The organism is Streptomyces sp. NPDC093510 (assembly GCF_040683555.1).
Lineage (GTDB): Bacteria > Actinomycetota > Actinomycetes > Streptomycetales > Streptomycetaceae > Streptomyces.
In genome coordinates this window covers 259970-276487 of record NZ_JBFBEE010000008.1, presented here as the reverse complement: position 1 = coordinate 276487, position 16518 = coordinate 259970, and the positions used below count along the sequence as shown (strand labels likewise).

The window sequence follows — 16518 nt, the reverse complement described above, 5'->3', positions numbered from 1 at the left end:
ACGACGCGACGGGCCGCGCCCCCCGGGCAGGGAGCGCGGCCCGTCACGTCGGACACGTACGCCTCAGCGGCCGTGGCGTCCGGCGGCCCGGCGGCGGGTGGTGGCGAACATCGCCGCGGTGCCGACGGCCAGAATCGCGGCACCACCCATCGCGATGTACGGCGTGGTGCTGTCGCCACCGGTCTCGGCGAGGTTGTCGTTCGCCGTGGTGACCGGCTTCTCGGCGCCGCCGTTCACCTCGGGCCGGTTGTCGCCGGCCGCCTCGTCAGGACCGTCCGCGGCGGGAGCGGCCTCGGTGGCCTCGGCGCCCGTGTCCGCGTCGGCGTCCCCGTGGCCGTGGTGCTCGACCGACGACTTGTCGGCGCCCGCCGCGATGTCCTGGTCGGAGGGTGCGGAGGCGGCCGGGGCGGGCGCGGAGCCGGCGCCGCCCGTGTCCTTGCCGAAGACGACGTCGGAGCAGGTGTAGAACGCCTCGGGGGAATCCGAACGCTGCCAGATCGAGTAGATGAGGTGGCGGCCCTCACGGGCGGGGATCTTGCCGTCGAAGACGTAGTCGCCGTTCTCCATCTTCGGGTCGGTGACCTTGACGAAGGGCTTCTCCTCCAGGTCCGACCACTTCAGGGGCTTGGACGGGTCGTACGACTCCTTCGTGACGAACAGCTCGAAGGAGCCCTTGTGCGGGGCGGTGCCCTTGTAGCGGAACGTGTGGTTGCCCGCGGACAGCTTGCTGGACGGCCAGTCGGCGCGCGGCAGGTCCAGGCCCTTGTACTTGTCGTTGCCGGCGCTGCACAGCTTGCCGTCGGGGATGATCTCCTTCGACTTGCCGGCGGCGTTGGCGATGTTCACGCCGTTCCAGTCGTAGAAGGCCTGCGCGCCACTGGCCGCCACAGCGGCCTTGCAGGCGGCCGACTTCGGGGACTCCGGCCCCTCCTGGAAGCAGGCGGAGACCCGGCTGACCGGGTCCGTCATCGAGCCGTGCGCGGCGGCGGGCGCGACCGACAGGGCGGTCAGGGCGAGCGGCGCGACACCGACGGCGGCGATGGCGGACACCTTGCGGAGGCGAGTCATGGTGGTTCTCCTCGATGACGGTTCAGGGGGCGACCAGAAAGCTAGCCCCTGAAATCCGCGAAAACCCCTGCTGAGAACGGAGAACGGAGATCCTTATGGTGCGTTTAAGGGAGTGCTAACCGGGAGCTCAGGTAGAGCCCCCGGCACGAGGGTCACGGGTGCATCCGGGCGCCCTTCAGCACCTTGTCGACCGCGTTGCGTGGCCCGTGGACGGCGATCCCCACCACGTCCAGCGCGTCCCCCGCGACAGCCCGGACGGCCGCACGGTTGTCGGTGTCGTTGCCGGTGGCGAACAGGTCGGAGGTGAACACGGAGCACGGCAGGTCCCGCCCGAGCGCGCGGCCGCGGGCGGCGGTCAGCACCTCCTTGCCGCCCTGGAAGACGAGCACCGGCTGCCGGAACATCGGAAGGTAGGCGGTGCCGTCGGCGTCCTCGTACGGCTCCCCGACGACCTCGGGCAGCCGCGTGCCGAGCCCGCTCACGAGGAACGCGGTCACGTTCAGCCGCTGCCAGCTCTCCAGGTCGTCCCGGAGCAGTACGGCGATCTTGGTGTCGAAGCGGACGGGCCGCCGCTCGGCGGCGGTGTCCGGGGTGGGCGTGCGGGGCGTCATGGCGGTGTCTGTGCTCATGCCTTGAGACTGCCGATCGCCGTCCGCCCCCGTCTTGTACGTTCTTTGCATGGCGGCCGGCGAGGAGATCACCGCGTGGCGCCCCGCGGTGCAGGGCGTCACGGAGGTCTTCCACGCCCACTTCACGCGGCACGCCTACCCCATGCACGTGCACGACACATGGACGCTGCTGATCGTCGACGAGGGCGCCGTCCGCTACGACCTGGAGCGGAACGCGCACGGCACCCCGTTCGGCACCGTCTCGCTGCTGCCGCCGCAGATCCCGCACAACGGCTCCGCGGCCACCCCGGACGGCTTCCGCAAGCGCGTCCTGTATCTGGAGGCGACGGAGGACGGGCCGCTCGACACGTCGTTCATCGGGTCCGCCGCGGACGCCCCCGACCTGGTCGACCCGCTGCTGCGGCACCGCATCGGACAGCTCCACACGGCCCTCGCACGCCCGGGCGACGAACTGGAGGCGGCCGCCCGGCTCACGCTCGTCACGGAACGGCTGCGCGAGCGGCTGCGCCCCCGCCTGGCCGCGGCAGCCGGGCCCGCGCCCGACCACCGGCTCGCGGGCGCCCTGCGCGAGCTCCTCGACGCACGCGTGGCCGAGGGCATCGCCCTGGAGGAGGCCGCCCGCCTGCTGCACGCGCACCCGGCGCACCTGGTGCGCTCCTTCGGGGCGGCGTACGGCATCGCCCCGCACCAGTACCTGATGACCCGCCGCGTGGACCGGGCCCGCCGCCTCCTGCTGGCCGGGCAGCCGCCCGGTGATACGGCGACGGCCTGCGGCTTCTACGACCAGTCGCATCTGACCCGGCACTTCAAGCGCGTGGTGGGCGTCCCCCCGGGCCGCTACGCCCGCGGCCGCTGACGGCACCGCCGGGACAGCGCCGCCCTCACCCCACCCACCGGTACCGCCGCTCGGGCCGCCCCGTCCCGCCGTAGCGCAACGTCACCTCCACACGGCTCGTGTCCGCGAAGAACTCCAGGTAGCGGCGCGCGCTCACCCGGGACAGCGAGCCCGCCGCCGCGCACTCCGACGCCGACAGACCGCCCGGATGCCTCCGCAACGTCCGCTCCACCAGCTCCGCCGTGTGCGCCGCCAGCCCCTTCGGCAGCTCCCGGGAGCCCGGCGGGCGCGTCCCGAAGATCTGGTCGACGTCCTCCTGGCGCGCCTCCTGAAGGCCGTCGAGCCGGGCCCGCAACGCCGCCACATGCCTCAACTGCTCATGCAGCGCCGCCTGGTTGAACGGCTTGATCAGATAGTGCAGGGCGCCGGCCCGCAGCGCCGCCCGCACCACCTGCGCGTCCCGCGCCGCCGTGATGAACAGGGCGTCCACCGGCCGGCGCACCGGATCGCGCTCCTCGGCCGCCCGCAGCTCCCGCAGCACCGCGATGCCGTCCATGTCGGGCAGATACACGTCGAGGAGCACCAGATCGGGGCGCAGCCGCTCCACCGCGTCGACCGCCTCCGCGCCGCTGTGGGCGACTCCGGCCACGGTGCAGCCGTTCACCGCGGCGACGTACCGACTGTGCAGCTTGGCGACCATGAAGTCGTCGTCCACGACCAGCACCCTTGTCATCGCCGCAGGCTATGGGCGCGACCACAACGACCACAACGTCCGTTGATTCCGGAAGAGAGACAGGTTGTCGACGCGCGGGCAACATGTGGGCCACCTCACAACCGACTACATGCCGACAGGTGGTGGCACACGTGCGCCTGCGCACACCCCTCGCCCTGCTCGGGGCCGCCCTCCTCGTGCTCGTGGCGCCGCCGCTGCTCACCACGGGCAGCGGCGCCGACACCGGCACCCAGATCCCCGGCCTGCGTCTCATGGTCCCCAACACCCCTGGCGGCGGCTACGACATCACCGCCCGCACCGCCGCGAAGAACGCCGAGGACGCCGGACTCACCCACAACATCGAGGTGTTCAACCTGCCCGGCGCGGGCGGCACCGTCGGCCTGACCCGGCTCGTCGGCGAGCACGGCAACGGCAAGCTCGCCATGTCCATGGGCCTCGGCGTCGTGGGCGCCGCCCGCTCCAACCACTCGCCCAAGACCCTCGCCGACACGACGCCCATCGCCCGCCTCACCGAGGAGCAGGACGTCGTCGTGGTCGCCAAGAACTCCCCGTACAAGACCATCGACCAGCTCATCCGGGCCTGGAAGAAGAACCCCGGCAAGGTGCCCGTCGGCGGCGGCTCGTCACCCGGCGGCCCCGACCACCTCGCCCCGATGCTGATGGCCCGCGCCGCCGGCATCGCCCCGAAGAAGGTCAACTACGTCCCCTTCGACGGCGGCGGCGAACTGCTCGCCTCCATCCTCGGCAGCAAGGTCGCCTTCGGCGTCTCCGGAGTCGGCGAATACCTGGACCAGATCAAGTCGGGCGAGCTCAGGCTGCTCGCCGTCACGGGGCCGAAGCGGGTGCGCGGCCTGGACGGGCCCACCCTCAAGGAGTCCGGCTACGACGTGGACTTCACCAACTGGCGCGGCATCGTCGCCCCGCCCGGCCTCAGCGGCGCCGAGCGCAAGAAGCTCACCGGACTCGTCAGGAAGCTGCACGCCTCCAAGGAATGGCGCGCGTCCCTGAGGAAGAACGGCTGGGACGACGCCTTCCTGACCGGCGACAAGTTCGGCGACTTCCTCGAAGCCCAGGACAAGCGCGTCGTCTCGGTACTGAAGGAGCTGGGACTGTGACCACCACCGACGTCCCCGATGCACCCCGCGAGCCACGGGACCGCCGCGCCTGGCTGCGCGAACACTCCGAACTCGGCGTGTGCGTCCTGCTCCTGGCCCTCGGCACGCTCGTCCTCACCGACGCCCTCACCATGGACGTCGAGATCACCCAGCGCGGCCCGGTCGGCCCGAAGACCGTACCGGTCGCGGTGGGCGTCGGACTGCTCGTCGTCGCCGTCCTGCTCGCCGTCGACGTGCTGCGCGGCGGTCGTGGCGAGGCCGAGGGCGGCGAGGACATCGACCTGTCCGAACCCGCCGACTGGCGCACCGTGCTGCTCCTCGCGGGCGTCTTCCTCGCCACCGCCGTCCTCATCGAACCCGCCGGCTTCCCGGTCGCCGGAGCCCTGCTCTTCTGGGGCTCCGCCTACGCCCTCGGCAGCCGCCACCCCGACCGCGATCCGCTCATCGCCGCCGCGCTCTCCGTCATCACGTACGAAGTCTTCAACAACCTGCTCGGCGTGCCCCTTCCGGGCGGCCCCCTGATGGGAGTGCTGTGACATGAACGCCTTCAACTCCCTCATGGACGGCTTCGGCACGGCCCTCACCCCCATCAACCTCCTCTGGGCGGCCGTCGGCGTCCTCCTCGGCACCGCGATCGGCGTACTGCCCGGCATCGGCCCCGCGATGGCGGTGGCCCTGCTGCTCCCGGTCACGTACGGACTCGAACCGACCGGCGCCTTCATCATGTTCGCGGGCATCTACTACGGCGCGATGTTCGGCGGCTCCACCACCTCCATCCTGCTCAACACCCCGGGCGAGAGCGCGGCCGTCGTCGCGGCCATGGAAGGCCACCCGATGGCCAGGTCGGGACGGGGAGCGCAAGCCCTCGCCGCCGCCGCCGTCGGGCACTTCGCGGGCGGCATGATCGGCACCCTGCTCCTGGTGGCGCTCGCGCCGACGGTCGCCGACCTCGCCGTCGACATCGGCGCACCCGACTACTTCGCCATCATGGTGCTCGCGTTCATCGCGGTCACCTCGGTGCTCGGCTCCTCCCGCATCCGCGGCCTCGCCTCGCTCCTCATCGGCCTGACCATCGGCCTGGTCGGCCTGGACCAGATGACCGGCCAGCAGCGGCTCACGTTCGGCTCGCTCCAACTCGCCGACGGCATCGACGTGGTGATCGTCGCGGTCGGCCTCTTCGCGATCGGCGAAGCCCTCTGGGTCGCCGCCCACCTGCGCCGCGCCAGCGCGCGTGCCATCCCCGTCGGCCGCCCCTGGCTGGGCAGGGACGACGTGAGGCGCACCTGGAAGTCGTGGCTGCGCGGCCCCCTCATCGGCTTCCCGTTCGGCGCGATCCCCGCCGGCGGCGCGGAGATCCCGACGTTCCTGTCCTACGTGACGGAGAAGCGGCTGTCGAAGCACAAGGACGAGTGGGGCAAGGGCGCCATCGAGGGCGTCGCGGGCCCCGAGTCCGCCGCGTCCGCCTCGGCCGCGGGCACCCTCGTCTCCATGCTGACGCTCGGCCTGCCCACGACCGCCGTCGCCGCCGTCATGCTCGCCGCCTTCCAGCAGTACGGCATCCAGCCGGGACCGCTCCTCTTCGAACGCGAGGCGGACCTGGTCTGGGGCCTCATCGCCTCGCTGTTCGTCGGCATGGTGCTCCTGCTGGCGCTGAACCTGCCGCTTGCCCCGCTCTGGGTGAAGCTCCTGCGCATCCCGCGCCCCTACCTCTACGCGGGCATCCTCTTCTTCGCCGCCGTGGGCGCCTACGCGGTCGGCGGCGAACCGCTCGACCTCGTCATCCTGCTCGTCATCGGCCTGATCGGCTTCGGCATGCGGCGCTACGGACTGCCCGTGCTGCCCGCCGTCATCGGCGTCATCCTCGGCCCGAACGCCGAGCAACAACTGCGCCGCGCCCTGCAGATCAGCGACGGCAGCGTCGGCGGCCTCGTCGACACACCGTTCTCCGTGACGGTCTATGGCCTCATCGTCCTGATCGTGGCGTGGCCCTTGTTGAAGAAGGCGGTGGTGCGGGCGCGCCGCCGTGACGTAGACGTAGAGGCATGACCACGCCTGTAGACGCCACGGACCGCACGGACATCCGCCTCGCCACCGCCGCCGACGTACCCGCCGTGCGGGAGGTCACGGACGCGGCGTACCACCACTACATCGAACGCATCGGGCTCGTCCCCAGCCCGATGGAGGCCGACCACGCGGCCGATGTGGCGGCGGGGTTCGTGTACGTCACCGGGGACCCCGTGGTGGGTCTGCTGGTGCTCGTCCCGCGCCCGTACGAGGGCCGTCTCCTCCTGGAGTCCATCGCGGTACGCCCCGATGCCGCGGGGCAGGGGGTGGGCCGCCGCCTGCTCGCCTTCGTGGACGCCCACGCGCGGGCGCTCGGACTGCCCGAGATCCGGCTCTACACCAACGCGCTGATGTGGGAGAACCAGGAGATCTACCCCCGGTACGGCTACGAGTTCGTCGAGCGGCGGGTCGAGGGGCCGTACGACCGGATTCACTACCGCAAGCGGCTCCAGGACCGCTGACGGGACCTCACCCGTCCGGCCACCAGGTCCGCTGGATGTCCTTGCGGACCTCCGGCCTCTCCTGCGGCCGCGCCTCCGCCTCCTGGCGTTCCCGCACGCGGCGGCTGACGGTCTTGCCCGAGGGCTTGTGCGTGGTCACTCGGCGCATGGCGGCCTCCCTGCCTTCCGACTCCCTGCCTTACCGATGTCCATTCGAGAGCCGGGCTAGACCTCTCCGGAGCCGCTTTCTGATCGAGGGGCCGATTGTCAGTGGTGGCTGAGACCATCGGAAGATGACGAGCAACGAGCCTCAGGCCCGGCACGCCGAGATCGTCGACGTCCATCTGATCCTGCGCCGGGGCGGCGAGGTGCTGCTGGCCCGCCGCGCCCGGACGGGGTACGGCGACGGCCTCCTGCACCTCCCCTCGGGCCATGTGGAGGAGGGCGAGGACGTCCGCGCGGCCATGATCAGGGAGGCGCGCGAAGAGGTCGGCCTCGACCTCGCCCCGGCCGATCTGCGGGCCGAGGCGGTTCTCCAGCACCGCGGCCCCGGCGAGGCACCGCGCACGGGCTGGTTCTTCTCGGCGGAGCACGGCGCGGGCGGCGAGCCGTTCAACGCCGAACCGGACAAGTGCGCCGAGCTCGTCTGGCACCCCCTGGCCGCGCTGCCGCACGACATGGTGGCGTACTGCCGCGCGGGCCTCGCCGCCTGGCGCGCGGGCGAGCGCTTCACCGTGCACTGGCAGTCGGACGACGAGTCCGTGGCGTATGACGGGGACCGCACGACGGCGCCGCGAGCGCTGGCCCCCGCGCGGGCGGGCGCCCTCCACCACGTGGAGCTGTGGGTGCCTGATCTGGCGGCCGCGGAGGCCCCCTGGGGCTGGCTGCTCGGCGAGTTGGGCCATGTGCCGTACCAGCGCTGGGAGCACGGGCGCAGCTGGCGCCGCGAGGAGGCGTACGTGGTCCTCGAACAGTCGCCGGACCTGCGGCCCGGCGGCCACGACCGGCACCGGCCCGGCCTGAACCACCTGGCGTTCCACGTGGCGGGCCGGACCGGGCTCGACCGGATCGTGGCCGCGGCACCCGGCCACGGCTGGACCCTGCTCTTCCCGGAACGGCACCCCCACGCGGGCGGCGACAGCCAGTACGCGGCCTACCTGGAGGACGCGTGGGGCTTCGAAGTGGAGCTGGTCGCCGGCTAGTCCCGCCGAAACGATCCGGTCCGGGCCATCGCCTCCAGCTCGTCCAGGGCGCGGACCGCCGCGGCGGCCGCCTCCGGGTCAGCCTCGGACAGGCCGCTCGCCGCGAACTCGTCCTCGTCCAGGCGCAGTACGGTGGAGCCGTCCGCCGAGCACCACAGGTCCAGGTCCAGGTCCTCCACCGTGAGGACGGACCCCGCACGGACCGCGGGCCGCGTCACGTCGCAGTACCAGCCCTTCAGAGTCCCGTCCGCGGCGTACACCTCCTTGATCGCGTACCAGCGGTCGCGCCAGTAGTGCTCGGTGAAGACGTCGCCCGGCTCGAAGCGCACGAAGCCGAAGTCGCGGACGCCGGGGGCCGCCCAGGGGGCGCGGACGGTGATCCGGTTCCCGTCGTCGCGGACGAGCCGCGCCGGATAGCGGATCTTCGTCCGGCCCGCCTTCACCAGGGCGATCTCCAGGGTGGCCGCCGGCGCGGGCGCGTCAGCCGAGTGTGTGGACATGGCGGACCTCCGTCGCACAGATCTCGTACCCGAACCACTTGTTGATCGCCAGCATCGGTCCGTTGCCGGCGTCGTTGCCCGTGAACGCCTCCGTGCAGCCCGCCGCGCGGGCCCGGTGCAGCGAGTCGTTCTTGGCGAGCTTGGCCAGGCCGCGGCCGCGGTGGGCGCGCGCCGTGCCCGTCATGTTGGACGCGTAGCGGCCCGCGCCGTCCGTGCGGGCCAGGCTGAACGCCGCGGGGCGGCCGTCCACCAGCGCCACGGTGGTGAGCTCCTGGCTCACCAGCGGGTGGTGCCAGGTCTCGGCGACCCAGTGCTCGTAGTCCGTGAACTCCGCGGCCACGTCGCCCGGTTCGTCCGCCACCGTCTCCGCGTCCAGCGCGAAGAGCGGGCGCGCGTCGTCCGCGAACACCGCACCACTGACCAGCTCCACCCCGGCCGGCGGCTCTTTGCGGGGCGGCAGCGTGCCGTGCGCCAGGTCCAGGCGCAGGAAGTGCGCGCTGCGCCTGGACTCGTAGCCGTGGCGCGCGGCGAAGGCGAGGTTGGCGGGCTCGTCGAGCACCCACGAGTACACCGTCCGGGCGCCCGCGTCCGCGAGGTACTCCTCCGCCGTGCGCAGGAGCAGCGTCCCCGCGCCCCTGCCGAGCCGCTCCGGATGCACGTACACGTTGGCGTACCCCTGGCCGGGCTCGGGGCTGTCGTAGGCGATGCCGACCTGTGCCGTGCCGATGATCTCGCCGTCCGTCTCGGCGACCAACTGCCGGTAGCCGGAGTCCGGATGGGCGTGCGCCCGGTCGAACGCGATCGATTCGGGGGTGGCGAGCATGGCGGGTACGCAGGCGCGGCGCACGGCGGCGAAACCCGCGTCGTCCGCGGCGGCTGTCGGCACGGCGCGGTCCAGGGCTCGGACGATCACTGTCATGGAGCCGCACGCTACGTGCGGGGCGTGCCGGGCCGCCTCCCATTTTCCGCCGCCACCGCGCACGGCGGTGCGACCGGGGGCGGGACGTGCGGGACAATCGCTCCGTGACGTTGAAGATCGACATCGATGGAAGCGCGGGCGACGCGCCGTACGAGCAGGTGCGGGCCAGGATCGCCGAGCAGGTGAGGTCCGGGGCGCTGCCCGTCGGCTACAAGCTGCCCACGGTGCGCGGGCTCGCCGAGTCGCTCGGGCTCGCCGCGAACACGGTCGCCAAGGCGTACCGCGCCCTGGAGGCCGACGGGGTCATCGAGACCCGGGGCCGCAACGGGACGTTCGTCGCGGCGGCGGACGCGGCGGCCCGCGCCGCCTCGGCCGAGGCACAGGCCTTCGCCGAGCGGGCCCGGCGGCTCGGGCTCTCCGAGGAGGACGCGCTCGCCGCGGCGCGGGACGCCCTGCGCGCGGCCTACGGAAGCTCCGGCTAGAGCCGCCTACAGGTACAGCCCCGAGTCCGCTCCCTCCCGCTGATCAGGCACCGAGGTCGGGGACGTGCCCCGGCGCAGGGCGAAGAGTTCCGCGAGGGTCGCGCCCTCGCGGCCCACGCCCTCCTCCGTGCCGAGCCAGTCCACCGCCTCCGGGCGGGTCAGCGCGCCGACCTCGATGCGGGCGAGGCAGCGGCCGGGGCGGACCACGGCCGGGTGCAGCCGCTCCAGGTCCTCGTTGGTCGTCACGCCCACCAGCACGTTCCGGCCCTGGCCGAGCAGCCCGTCCGTGAGATTGAGCAGCCGCGAGAGCGCCTGGCCCGCCGTGTGCTTCGCCTCGCCGCGGATCAGCTCGTCGCAGTCCTCCAGGAGCAGCAGCCGCCAGCGGCCCTTCGCCGTCCCGTCGTCCTCGCCGATCGCGATGTCCATCAGATAGCCGACGTCGCTGAACAGCCGCTCCGGATCAAGGACGCAGTCCACCTGGCACCAGTCCCGCCACGACCGCGCGAGCGTCCGCAGCGCCGACGTCTTGCCCGTGCCCGGCGGGCCGTGGAGGAGGAGCAGCCGGCCCGCGATGTCCTCGGGCACCGTCTTCATCAGCTTGTCCATGGCGTCGGCGACCGGCGCCGTGTAGTTGGGCCGCACCTCCTCCCACGTGCCGGCCGAGATCTGCCGGGTGGTGCGGTGCGGGCCGCGCCTGGGGGAGACGTACCAGAAGCCCATGGTCACGTTCTCCGGCTGGGGTTCGGGCTCGTCCTGCGCGCCGTCCGTGGCCCGCTTCAGGACGTTCTCGGCGAGCTCGGCGGTGGTCGCCGTCACCGTGACGTCGGCGCCGCGGTTCCAGCGGGAGACCAGCAGCGTCCAGCCCTCGCCCTCGGCGAGCGTCGCGCTGCGGTCGTCGTCGCGGGCCGCGCGCAGCACCCGCGCCCCGGGCGGCAGCAGAGTGGACCCGGACTTGACGCGGTCGATGTTCGCACTGTGCGAGAAGGGCTGCTCACCCGTCGCGAAACGGCCGAGGAAGAGTGCGTCCACGACATCCGACGGGGAGTCGCTGTCGTCGACGTTGAGCCGGATCGGCAGGGCGTCCTGGGGGTTCGCAGACATGCCGCCATGATCCGGCACGTACCCGCCCCCGCGCACCCGGTTTGCACAGGCGCTCCACTTGCGCCGTTCGTGCTCCCGAGCGCTGTGACCGCGGCCAAGAGCTGTGGTGCGGAACCTGTCCTACCGCGTATGCCCGCCGATACGCTTGTCGCTGATGGGACGTCATCGGTGGTTTTCGGAAGCACGGCGGTGGCGACTCGCCGCACTGCTCGGAGTCGGTCTGGCCGTACTGGCCCTGGTGATCACGTTAATCAACACACTTCCCGGGGGCGGTGGCAGCACCGAGGGCACCACCCGGGACGGCGACAAGGTGCACGGCACGCCCGCGGTCCCCAAGGACGCCGACCCGGAGGTCGGCTGGGGCTTCACCCACACCCAGTACAGCGCGGACGAGGGTGAGGAGGAAGCCGTCGAGCGCGTCCGCGCCGAACTCGCGGGACAGGGACGCCCCATCCCGCAGATCCAGCACATCATGGGCTGGGGCGCGGGCAACCCGGAGCCGGTCGACGGCCGTTACGACTTCTCCGACATGGACCGCCGGATGGACTTCGTCCGGGCGAGCAAGGGCACACCCGTGGTCACGCTGTGCTGCGCACCGGACTGGATGAAGGGCGGCGAGCCCGGCGCGGAGAACACCGACTGGAGCCAGCAGGCCCTGGAGACCGCCCCGGAGCGCGAGCACTACGACGACTTCGCGCGGCTCGCCGCGACGGTCGCCAAGCGCTATCCCGACGTACGCCACTTCGTCGTCTGGAACGAGTTCAAGGGCTTCTGGAACAACGAAGAGGCCCGCTGGGACTACGAGGGCTACACCGAGCTCTACAACCTCGTCTACCGCGAGCTCAAGAAGGTCGACAAGGACATCATGGTCGGCGGGCCCTACCTCGGCATGGACAGCATCGACCCACGCCAGACCGAGAACGCCTCCCAGGTGGAGGGGCCTTGGGGCCGTCTCGACCAGCGGCCTCTCGACGCCTTCGAGTACTGGAACAAGCACAAGAAGGGCGCGGACTTCGTCGTCGTCGACGGCGCCAGCTACACCGCGGACGACGAGATGCTGCCCGACGAGTTCAAGGCGACCGAGAAGCTCACGGCCGTCGGCGAGTGGGTGCGCGAGCGGACCGGCGACCTGCCGCTGTGGTGGGCCGAGTACTACGTGGAGCCGGGCGACAGCCAGGACAACCGCGACGACTGGTCCGAGGCGCACCGCGTGGCCGTCCACGCCTCGGGCCTGATGGCGATCGCCCGCGGCGGCGCCACCAGCGGCTTCTACTGGAACCCGCAGAAGCGGGGGGCCAAGTGCGCGGGCTGCCTGTGGACAGCCACCCAACAGGCCGACGGTGGAGCCGAGTTGCCGATGTTGCAGCTCATCGAGCGGTTCGGCAAGGAGTTCGGCCCCGGCACCGCGTACGAGAAGGTGACGGTCGCCGCCGACGACCGCCCCCACGTCCGCGTCCTCGCCGACGACGAGGCGGTCCTCGTGGTGAACACCCGCGACCGGAAGATCGGCGCGGAGGTCGACGGGCGCCGTGTCGACCTGGCGGAGTACGAGGTCATGTGGCTGAAGCGCTGAGCGCCCTAGGCCCGCCCGCTCACGCCATCGTCACGAACCGCTGGATCAGCGAGGCCAGCAGCACCGCGAGCAGCGGCAGCGAGAACCAGAAGCTGCCCTGCAGCCGGCGCTGCTGCCGCACGCTCGGCGCCGCGGCGACCCGCACCAGCTCGCGCGCCGCGAGCAGCAGCACGAGCGCGACGGCGGCGAGCCCACCCACCACCGACCACGGCGTCCACGTCACCTTCGGCCCGACCGGACCCGGATCGGCCTTGGCGGCCCTGCCGTCCGGCTGCTCGCTCAGGGTGTAGATCGTCGCGTCGGCGTTGACGAAGACCTTCTCGACGTCCTTGCGGCGGTCCAGGTTGCGGACGAGCCGCGTCTCCCACGTCTTCGAGTAGCCCGCGTCCAGCTGCAGGAAGGCCGTCTGGCCCCGGTTGATCATCAGATACGAGTTGGGGCCCGCGTCCTTGAGGGCTTTCACCAGGCCGGACACCAGAACCGGGTCGGCGGGCGCGAGCGTGGGAACGTACTCCACCCGCTCCATGTCCCGCGAGCCCCACGGGATCGACGGCGTGACGTTGTTGACCGTGTCGTTGCTCATCCAGAGCAGCCGCGCCGTCGGCTTGTCGTGCGCGTACACGTACTCCATCGCCGCGACCTCGCCGGGACGCACCCGCTCGAAGGGCTCGTTGCCCCAGCGGGCCACCAGGAAGCCGCCCATCAGGACGAGCCCGGCCATCAGTGCGGCCAGCGGCGCGAGGCTCACCCGGTCGCGGTCGCGCTCGTCCGGCGTGATGCCCGCGCGCGGGAACAGCGCGAGCCCCGCGAGCAGGGCCGCGCCCGGCAGCGCGAACATGAAGACGCGCAGGGCCATCTCGCCGCCGTAACTCTGCATGCCGAAGCCCAGGAACGGCACGAAGGTGAGGACGAGCAGCGAGCGTTCGCTGTACTTGTAGAAGCGCCGCCGCCACCAGCCCCAGCAGGCGAACGCCATGACGCCGCCGGCCATCGCCACCCGCGCGTACAGCACCAGCTGATGCGTCGAACTGCCACCCTCGATGCGCCCGGAGACCGACGAGGACACATTGCCGCCCACGCCGCCGACCCCGCCGAACAGGTCCTCGAAGTGCCCCGACCAGTACGGCTCGGCGAGGAAGCCGAGCCACACGACGACGAGCACCCCGAAGAGGATCGGCAGACCGCGCAGCTCCGAACGGCCGACCAGGACGAGCACCGTCAGGACGCCGAGCATCATGAACGGCGTGAGCTGGTGCGCGGGGACCGTCGCGCCGAAGAGACCGATCAGGACCAGGAGCAGCACCGCGCGCTCCTTGCGGCCGGCCGGCTCGACCTCGGTCTCGCCCGGACGCCGCTTCGTCCACAGCACGCGCGGCGCCCGGAACCACACCAGGAGTACGGCGACGAAGACGATGTAGAGCAGGTACGTGAAGCCCTGCGGGGAGAAGTAGTCCTGGCCGACCCAGCCGCTCAGGACGAAGATCCACAGACCGGCCCACTTGGCGCGCCAGGCCGCCCGCATCGAGCGCACGAGCAGGAACATCGGGGCGAGATAGAGCAGTTGGATCGCCGTCGGCCACCAGCGGATCACCTCGGTCATGTCCGAGACGCCGCACGCCTGCGCGATGAACGTGGCCGCGGCGAAGAAACCGGGCCAGCTCCAGCGCGCGTCCAGATCGGGCACCGCGGAGCCCGTCCGGTCGATGTACTCCATGAAGCCCAGGTGCTGCCAGGCCGTGGCGAACCGCGGCTCGGTCTCGATGACGGCGGGCAGCGCGTGCAGCGACACCACGGTGGCCAGCAGGGTGATCAGGAGGAGGCTCTTGACCGGCCGGTCCATCCAGAGCAGCGCGGCGAACACGACGACCAGGAGGGCGGCGCCGGCCAGCGTCGGCGTCGGCAGCACGGAGATCAGCCCGAGCCCGCCCATGTCGTCCAGGTCCTTCTCGCCGAGGCCGAGGACGGGCAGCCAGTACAGGGCGAGCGCGGTGGCGAGGAGCAGCGCCATGACGAGGACGTTGCGGCGGGGGGTGCGGGGCGGTGGGGCTGGTTCTTCTGGGTCTGCCGGTACCGCCAGTTCCGGCGTGGTGGCCTCGGTCACGGGATCAGGGGCGGGCGAGGGATCGGGGTCGGGGTCGGCGTCCGTGACGGGTGTGGTGCCGGTGCCGGTGCCGGTACCGGTACCGGTGCCCGTGTCCGGCCCGGCCGGGGATCTCAGCGCCCAGGTCGGCCGGTGGTCCATGTCGTCCCCCTCGCTCCGCGCCACGGGCGTCCCCGCGGCGGGCGTGCCAGGACCGGGCCGCACGTCCGGCCTGCGCTCCTGGTGTTCGAAGTCGAGCTGTACAGCGAGCTGAAGAGTGTCCGAGTCGAGCGACTCGCGCAACGCCCACGCGGGCCCGTGACCCTCCTTGCGCGCCCTGCCCTCGCCCTTGCCCGCGCCCCTGTCCCCGCCCCTGTCCGAGGCCCCGGAGGTCTCCGCGGCCCCCGCCCGCACCCGCTCCGCCGGCGCGTCCGGCGTCCCCAGGTCGGCCAGGTCCCCGTCCGGCGCCGCACCCGCGGCCTTCCCCGAGGGCGCCGCCCGCACCACGCGGTACAGCTTCGGCGCCGCGATGGCCACGATCACCGTCAGACTGCAGATCTCCGCGACGCCCGCGCCGGTCAGCCCCATCCGCGGCAGCAGGATCAGCGTGAGGCCGAGCACCAGGAAGCACAACAGGCCCTGCAGCCAGGCGATGCCGGACGTCTTGCTCTGCGCGCGCTGCACCGCGAAGTACGTCTCCATGACGACCCGCAGCAGCGCCCCCACCACGAACCAGCGCAGCAGCGGGGTGGCCGCGTCCGCGTACCCCTGCCCGAACATGCTCAGGATCAGCGGCGCGGCCAGGAAGAGGATTCCGCACACCGGCAGCATGATCACCGCCATCCGGCGCAGCGCCGAGCGGGTGTTGGCGGCGAGCAGGGCCGGGTCGTGCGCGCCCTCCACGGTCAGCGAGGCACCCATGTTGATGGCGAGGAGATTGATGGTGCCGCCGATGGTGGTGGTGATGTAGAAGTACGCGTTGTCGACCGAGCTGACCTGCGACGCCACGATCACCGGGACGAGGTAGACCACGGCGAGCGAGAAGAGCGAGCCGGTGTAGTCGCCGGCGAGGAAGCGGCCGATCTCACGCAGGGTCGGCGGCTGCGTCTTCCCCTCGGTGGCCTTCATGTGCCGCGGCACCAGGCGCCGGAAGACCAGCCAGCCGAGCGGGATCACCGAGACGAGGATCGAGGCGACCCAGGACACGAAGACGCCCGCGGTGGGGATGGCGGCGGCGATCGCGATGAGCAGTCCGAGCTTGGCGACCGAGAAGACGGTGTTGCCCACCGGCACCCAGAGCGCGCTGCGCAGCCCGGTCAGGACGCCGTCCTGCAGCGTCAGGACCGACCAGGCCACCACGGCGAGGACGAAGCCGACGCCGTGGGCGGGGCCGTGCAGGAAGCGGTACGAGGGACCCCAGAGGTCCAGTGTGAGCAGGAAGACGACGGCGGCGAGCGCCACCACGGCGGAACTGCCCGCGTACGTACGGAAGATGAGCCTGCCCGTGGCGCGCCCCGCGATGGGGATGAACCGTGCGAGGGCGCCCATCAGGGTCAGCGCGGCGAGCCCCGCGAGGAGCTTCATCGCGGCGATCGCCGCCGAACCCTGACCGACCGCCGACTCCGAGTAGTACCGGGCGGCGGCCAGCCAGAAGCCCACGCCGAGCACGCCGGAGATGCCGGTGTTGAGCATCAGCGCGTACGCGTTGCGGAACAGCGGGCTCTGGCCGTCCCCGCGGCCCGGCAGGCGCATGCCGCGGGGCCTGCGGGACTTGCCG

The 16518-nt window shown here is 72.1% G+C and carries 15 protein-coding genes and 1 pseudogene; 8 read left to right on the top strand and 8 right to left on the bottom strand.

Annotated features, from left to right (window positions below; translation table 11 throughout):
• Nucleotides 1-63: 63 nt before the first annotated feature.
• Together AB0N81_RS15545 and AB0N81_RS15540 are read right to left on the bottom strand one after the other, a co-directional pair.
• The gene (locus AB0N81_RS15545; RefSeq protein ID WP_365358335.1) at nt 64-1068 is read right to left on the bottom strand and encodes a lytic polysaccharide monooxygenase; all 1005 of its coding nucleotides are present in this window, start codon (nt 1066-1068) and stop codon (nt 64-66) included.
• 152 nt (nt 1069-1220) lie between these two features.
• The gene (locus AB0N81_RS15540) at nt 1221-1697 is read right to left on the bottom strand and encodes a DUF2000 domain-containing protein (RefSeq protein WP_365358334.1); all 477 of its coding nucleotides are present in this window, start codon (nt 1695-1697) and stop codon (nt 1221-1223) included.
• 49 nt (nt 1698-1746) lie between these two features.
• Between AB0N81_RS15540 and AB0N81_RS15535 the strand changes: the two genes are divergently transcribed.
• On the top strand, nt 1747-2553 hold the full coding sequence (locus tag AB0N81_RS15535) for an AraC family transcriptional regulator (protein WP_365358333.1): 807 nt from the start codon (nt 1747-1749) through the stop codon (nt 2551-2553).
• A 25-nt stretch (nt 2554-2578) separates the two neighbouring features.
• On the opposite strand, the gene AB0N81_RS15530 is transcribed toward AB0N81_RS15535, so the two are convergent.
• A complete protein-coding gene (locus AB0N81_RS15530) occupies nt 2579-3265 on the bottom strand; it encodes a response regulator (protein ID WP_365358332.1) in 687 nt (228 codons plus the stop codon).
• Nucleotides 3266-3396: 131 nt separating this feature from the next.
• Between AB0N81_RS15530 and AB0N81_RS15525 the strand changes: the two genes are divergently transcribed.
• From AB0N81_RS15525 to AB0N81_RS15510, 4 genes are read left to right on the top strand one after another with little or no spacing between them, the layout of a single operon-like run.
• Entirely contained in the window at nt 3397-4380 is a 984-nt protein-coding gene (locus tag AB0N81_RS15525) for a tripartite tricarboxylate transporter substrate binding protein (protein WP_365358331.1), read from the top strand.
• The gene (locus AB0N81_RS15520) at nt 4377-4916 is read left to right on the top strand and encodes a tripartite tricarboxylate transporter TctB family protein (RefSeq protein WP_365358330.1); all 540 of its coding nucleotides are present in this window, start codon (nt 4377-4379) and stop codon (nt 4914-4916) included. Before AB0N81_RS15525 ends, AB0N81_RS15520 begins: the two co-directional genes overlap by 4 nt.
• Nucleotide 4917: 1 nt before the next feature.
• The gene (locus tag AB0N81_RS15515; RefSeq protein ID WP_365358329.1) at nt 4918-6426 is read left to right on the top strand and encodes a tripartite tricarboxylate transporter permease; all 1509 of its coding nucleotides are present in this window, start codon (nt 4918-4920) and stop codon (nt 6424-6426) included.
• Nucleotides 6423-6905 (top strand): GNAT family N-acetyltransferase, encoded by a 483-nt coding sequence (locus AB0N81_RS15510; RefSeq protein ID WP_365358328.1) that lies wholly within the window; start codon nt 6423-6425, stop codon nt 6903-6905. Before AB0N81_RS15515 ends, AB0N81_RS15510 begins: the two co-directional genes overlap by 4 nt.
• 7 nt (nt 6906-6912) lie before the next feature.
• Here the strand turns inward: AB0N81_RS15510 and AB0N81_RS15505 are convergent, their stop codons facing one another.
• Nucleotides 6913-7053, bottom strand: a complete 141-nt coding sequence (locus AB0N81_RS15505) for a hypothetical protein (protein WP_365358327.1) — start codon at nt 7051-7053, stop codon at nt 6913-6915.
• A gap of 148 nt (nt 7054-7201) precedes the next feature.
• On the opposite strand from AB0N81_RS15505, the pseudogene AB0N81_RS15500 reads away from it, so the two are divergent.
• A pseudogene (locus AB0N81_RS15500) lies at nt 7202-8086 on the top strand (NUDIX domain-containing protein); the annotation flags it as partial.
• Here the strand turns inward: AB0N81_RS15500 and AB0N81_RS15495 are convergent.
• On the bottom strand, nt 8083-8586 hold the full coding sequence (locus AB0N81_RS15495) for a DUF402 domain-containing protein (protein ID WP_365358326.1): 504 nt from the start codon (nt 8584-8586) through the stop codon (nt 8083-8085). The pseudogene AB0N81_RS15500 and the gene AB0N81_RS15495 overlap by 4 nt on opposite strands.
• Nucleotides 8567-9505 (bottom strand): GNAT family N-acetyltransferase, encoded by a 939-nt coding sequence (locus AB0N81_RS15490; protein ID WP_365358325.1) that lies wholly within the window; start codon nt 9503-9505, stop codon nt 8567-8569. Before AB0N81_RS15490 ends, AB0N81_RS15495 begins: the two co-directional genes overlap by 20 nt.
• A 104-nt stretch (nt 9506-9609) precedes the next feature.
• Between AB0N81_RS15490 and AB0N81_RS15485 the strand changes: the two genes are divergently transcribed.
• On the top strand, nt 9610-9987 hold the full coding sequence (locus AB0N81_RS15485) for a GntR family transcriptional regulator (RefSeq protein ID WP_365358324.1): 378 nt from the start codon (nt 9610-9612) through the stop codon (nt 9985-9987).
• A 6-nt stretch (nt 9988-9993) separates the two neighbouring features.
• Here AB0N81_RS15485 and AB0N81_RS15480 read toward each other — a convergent pair whose 3' ends face one another.
• On the bottom strand, nt 9994-11088 hold the full coding sequence (locus AB0N81_RS15480; protein ID WP_365358323.1) for a DUF5925 domain-containing protein: 1095 nt from the start codon (nt 11086-11088) through the stop codon (nt 9994-9996).
• 154 nt (nt 11089-11242) lie between these two features.
• On the opposite strand from AB0N81_RS15480, the gene AB0N81_RS15475 reads away from it, so the two are divergent.
• Nucleotides 11243-12661 (top strand): xylan 1,4-beta-xylosidase, encoded by a 1419-nt coding sequence (locus tag AB0N81_RS15475; RefSeq protein ID WP_365358322.1) that lies wholly within the window; start codon nt 11243-11245, stop codon nt 12659-12661.
• 19 nt (nt 12662-12680) lie between these two features.
• Here AB0N81_RS15475 and AB0N81_RS15470 read toward each other — a convergent pair whose 3' ends face one another.
• Nucleotides 12681-16493 carry a lipopolysaccharide biosynthesis protein gene (locus AB0N81_RS15470; RefSeq protein ID WP_365358321.1) on the bottom strand — a complete coding sequence of 1271 codons (3813 nt, stop codon included), beginning with the start codon at nt 16491-16493 and terminating at the stop codon, nt 12681-12683.
• Between the last annotated feature and the right edge of the window lie 25 nt (nt 16494-16518).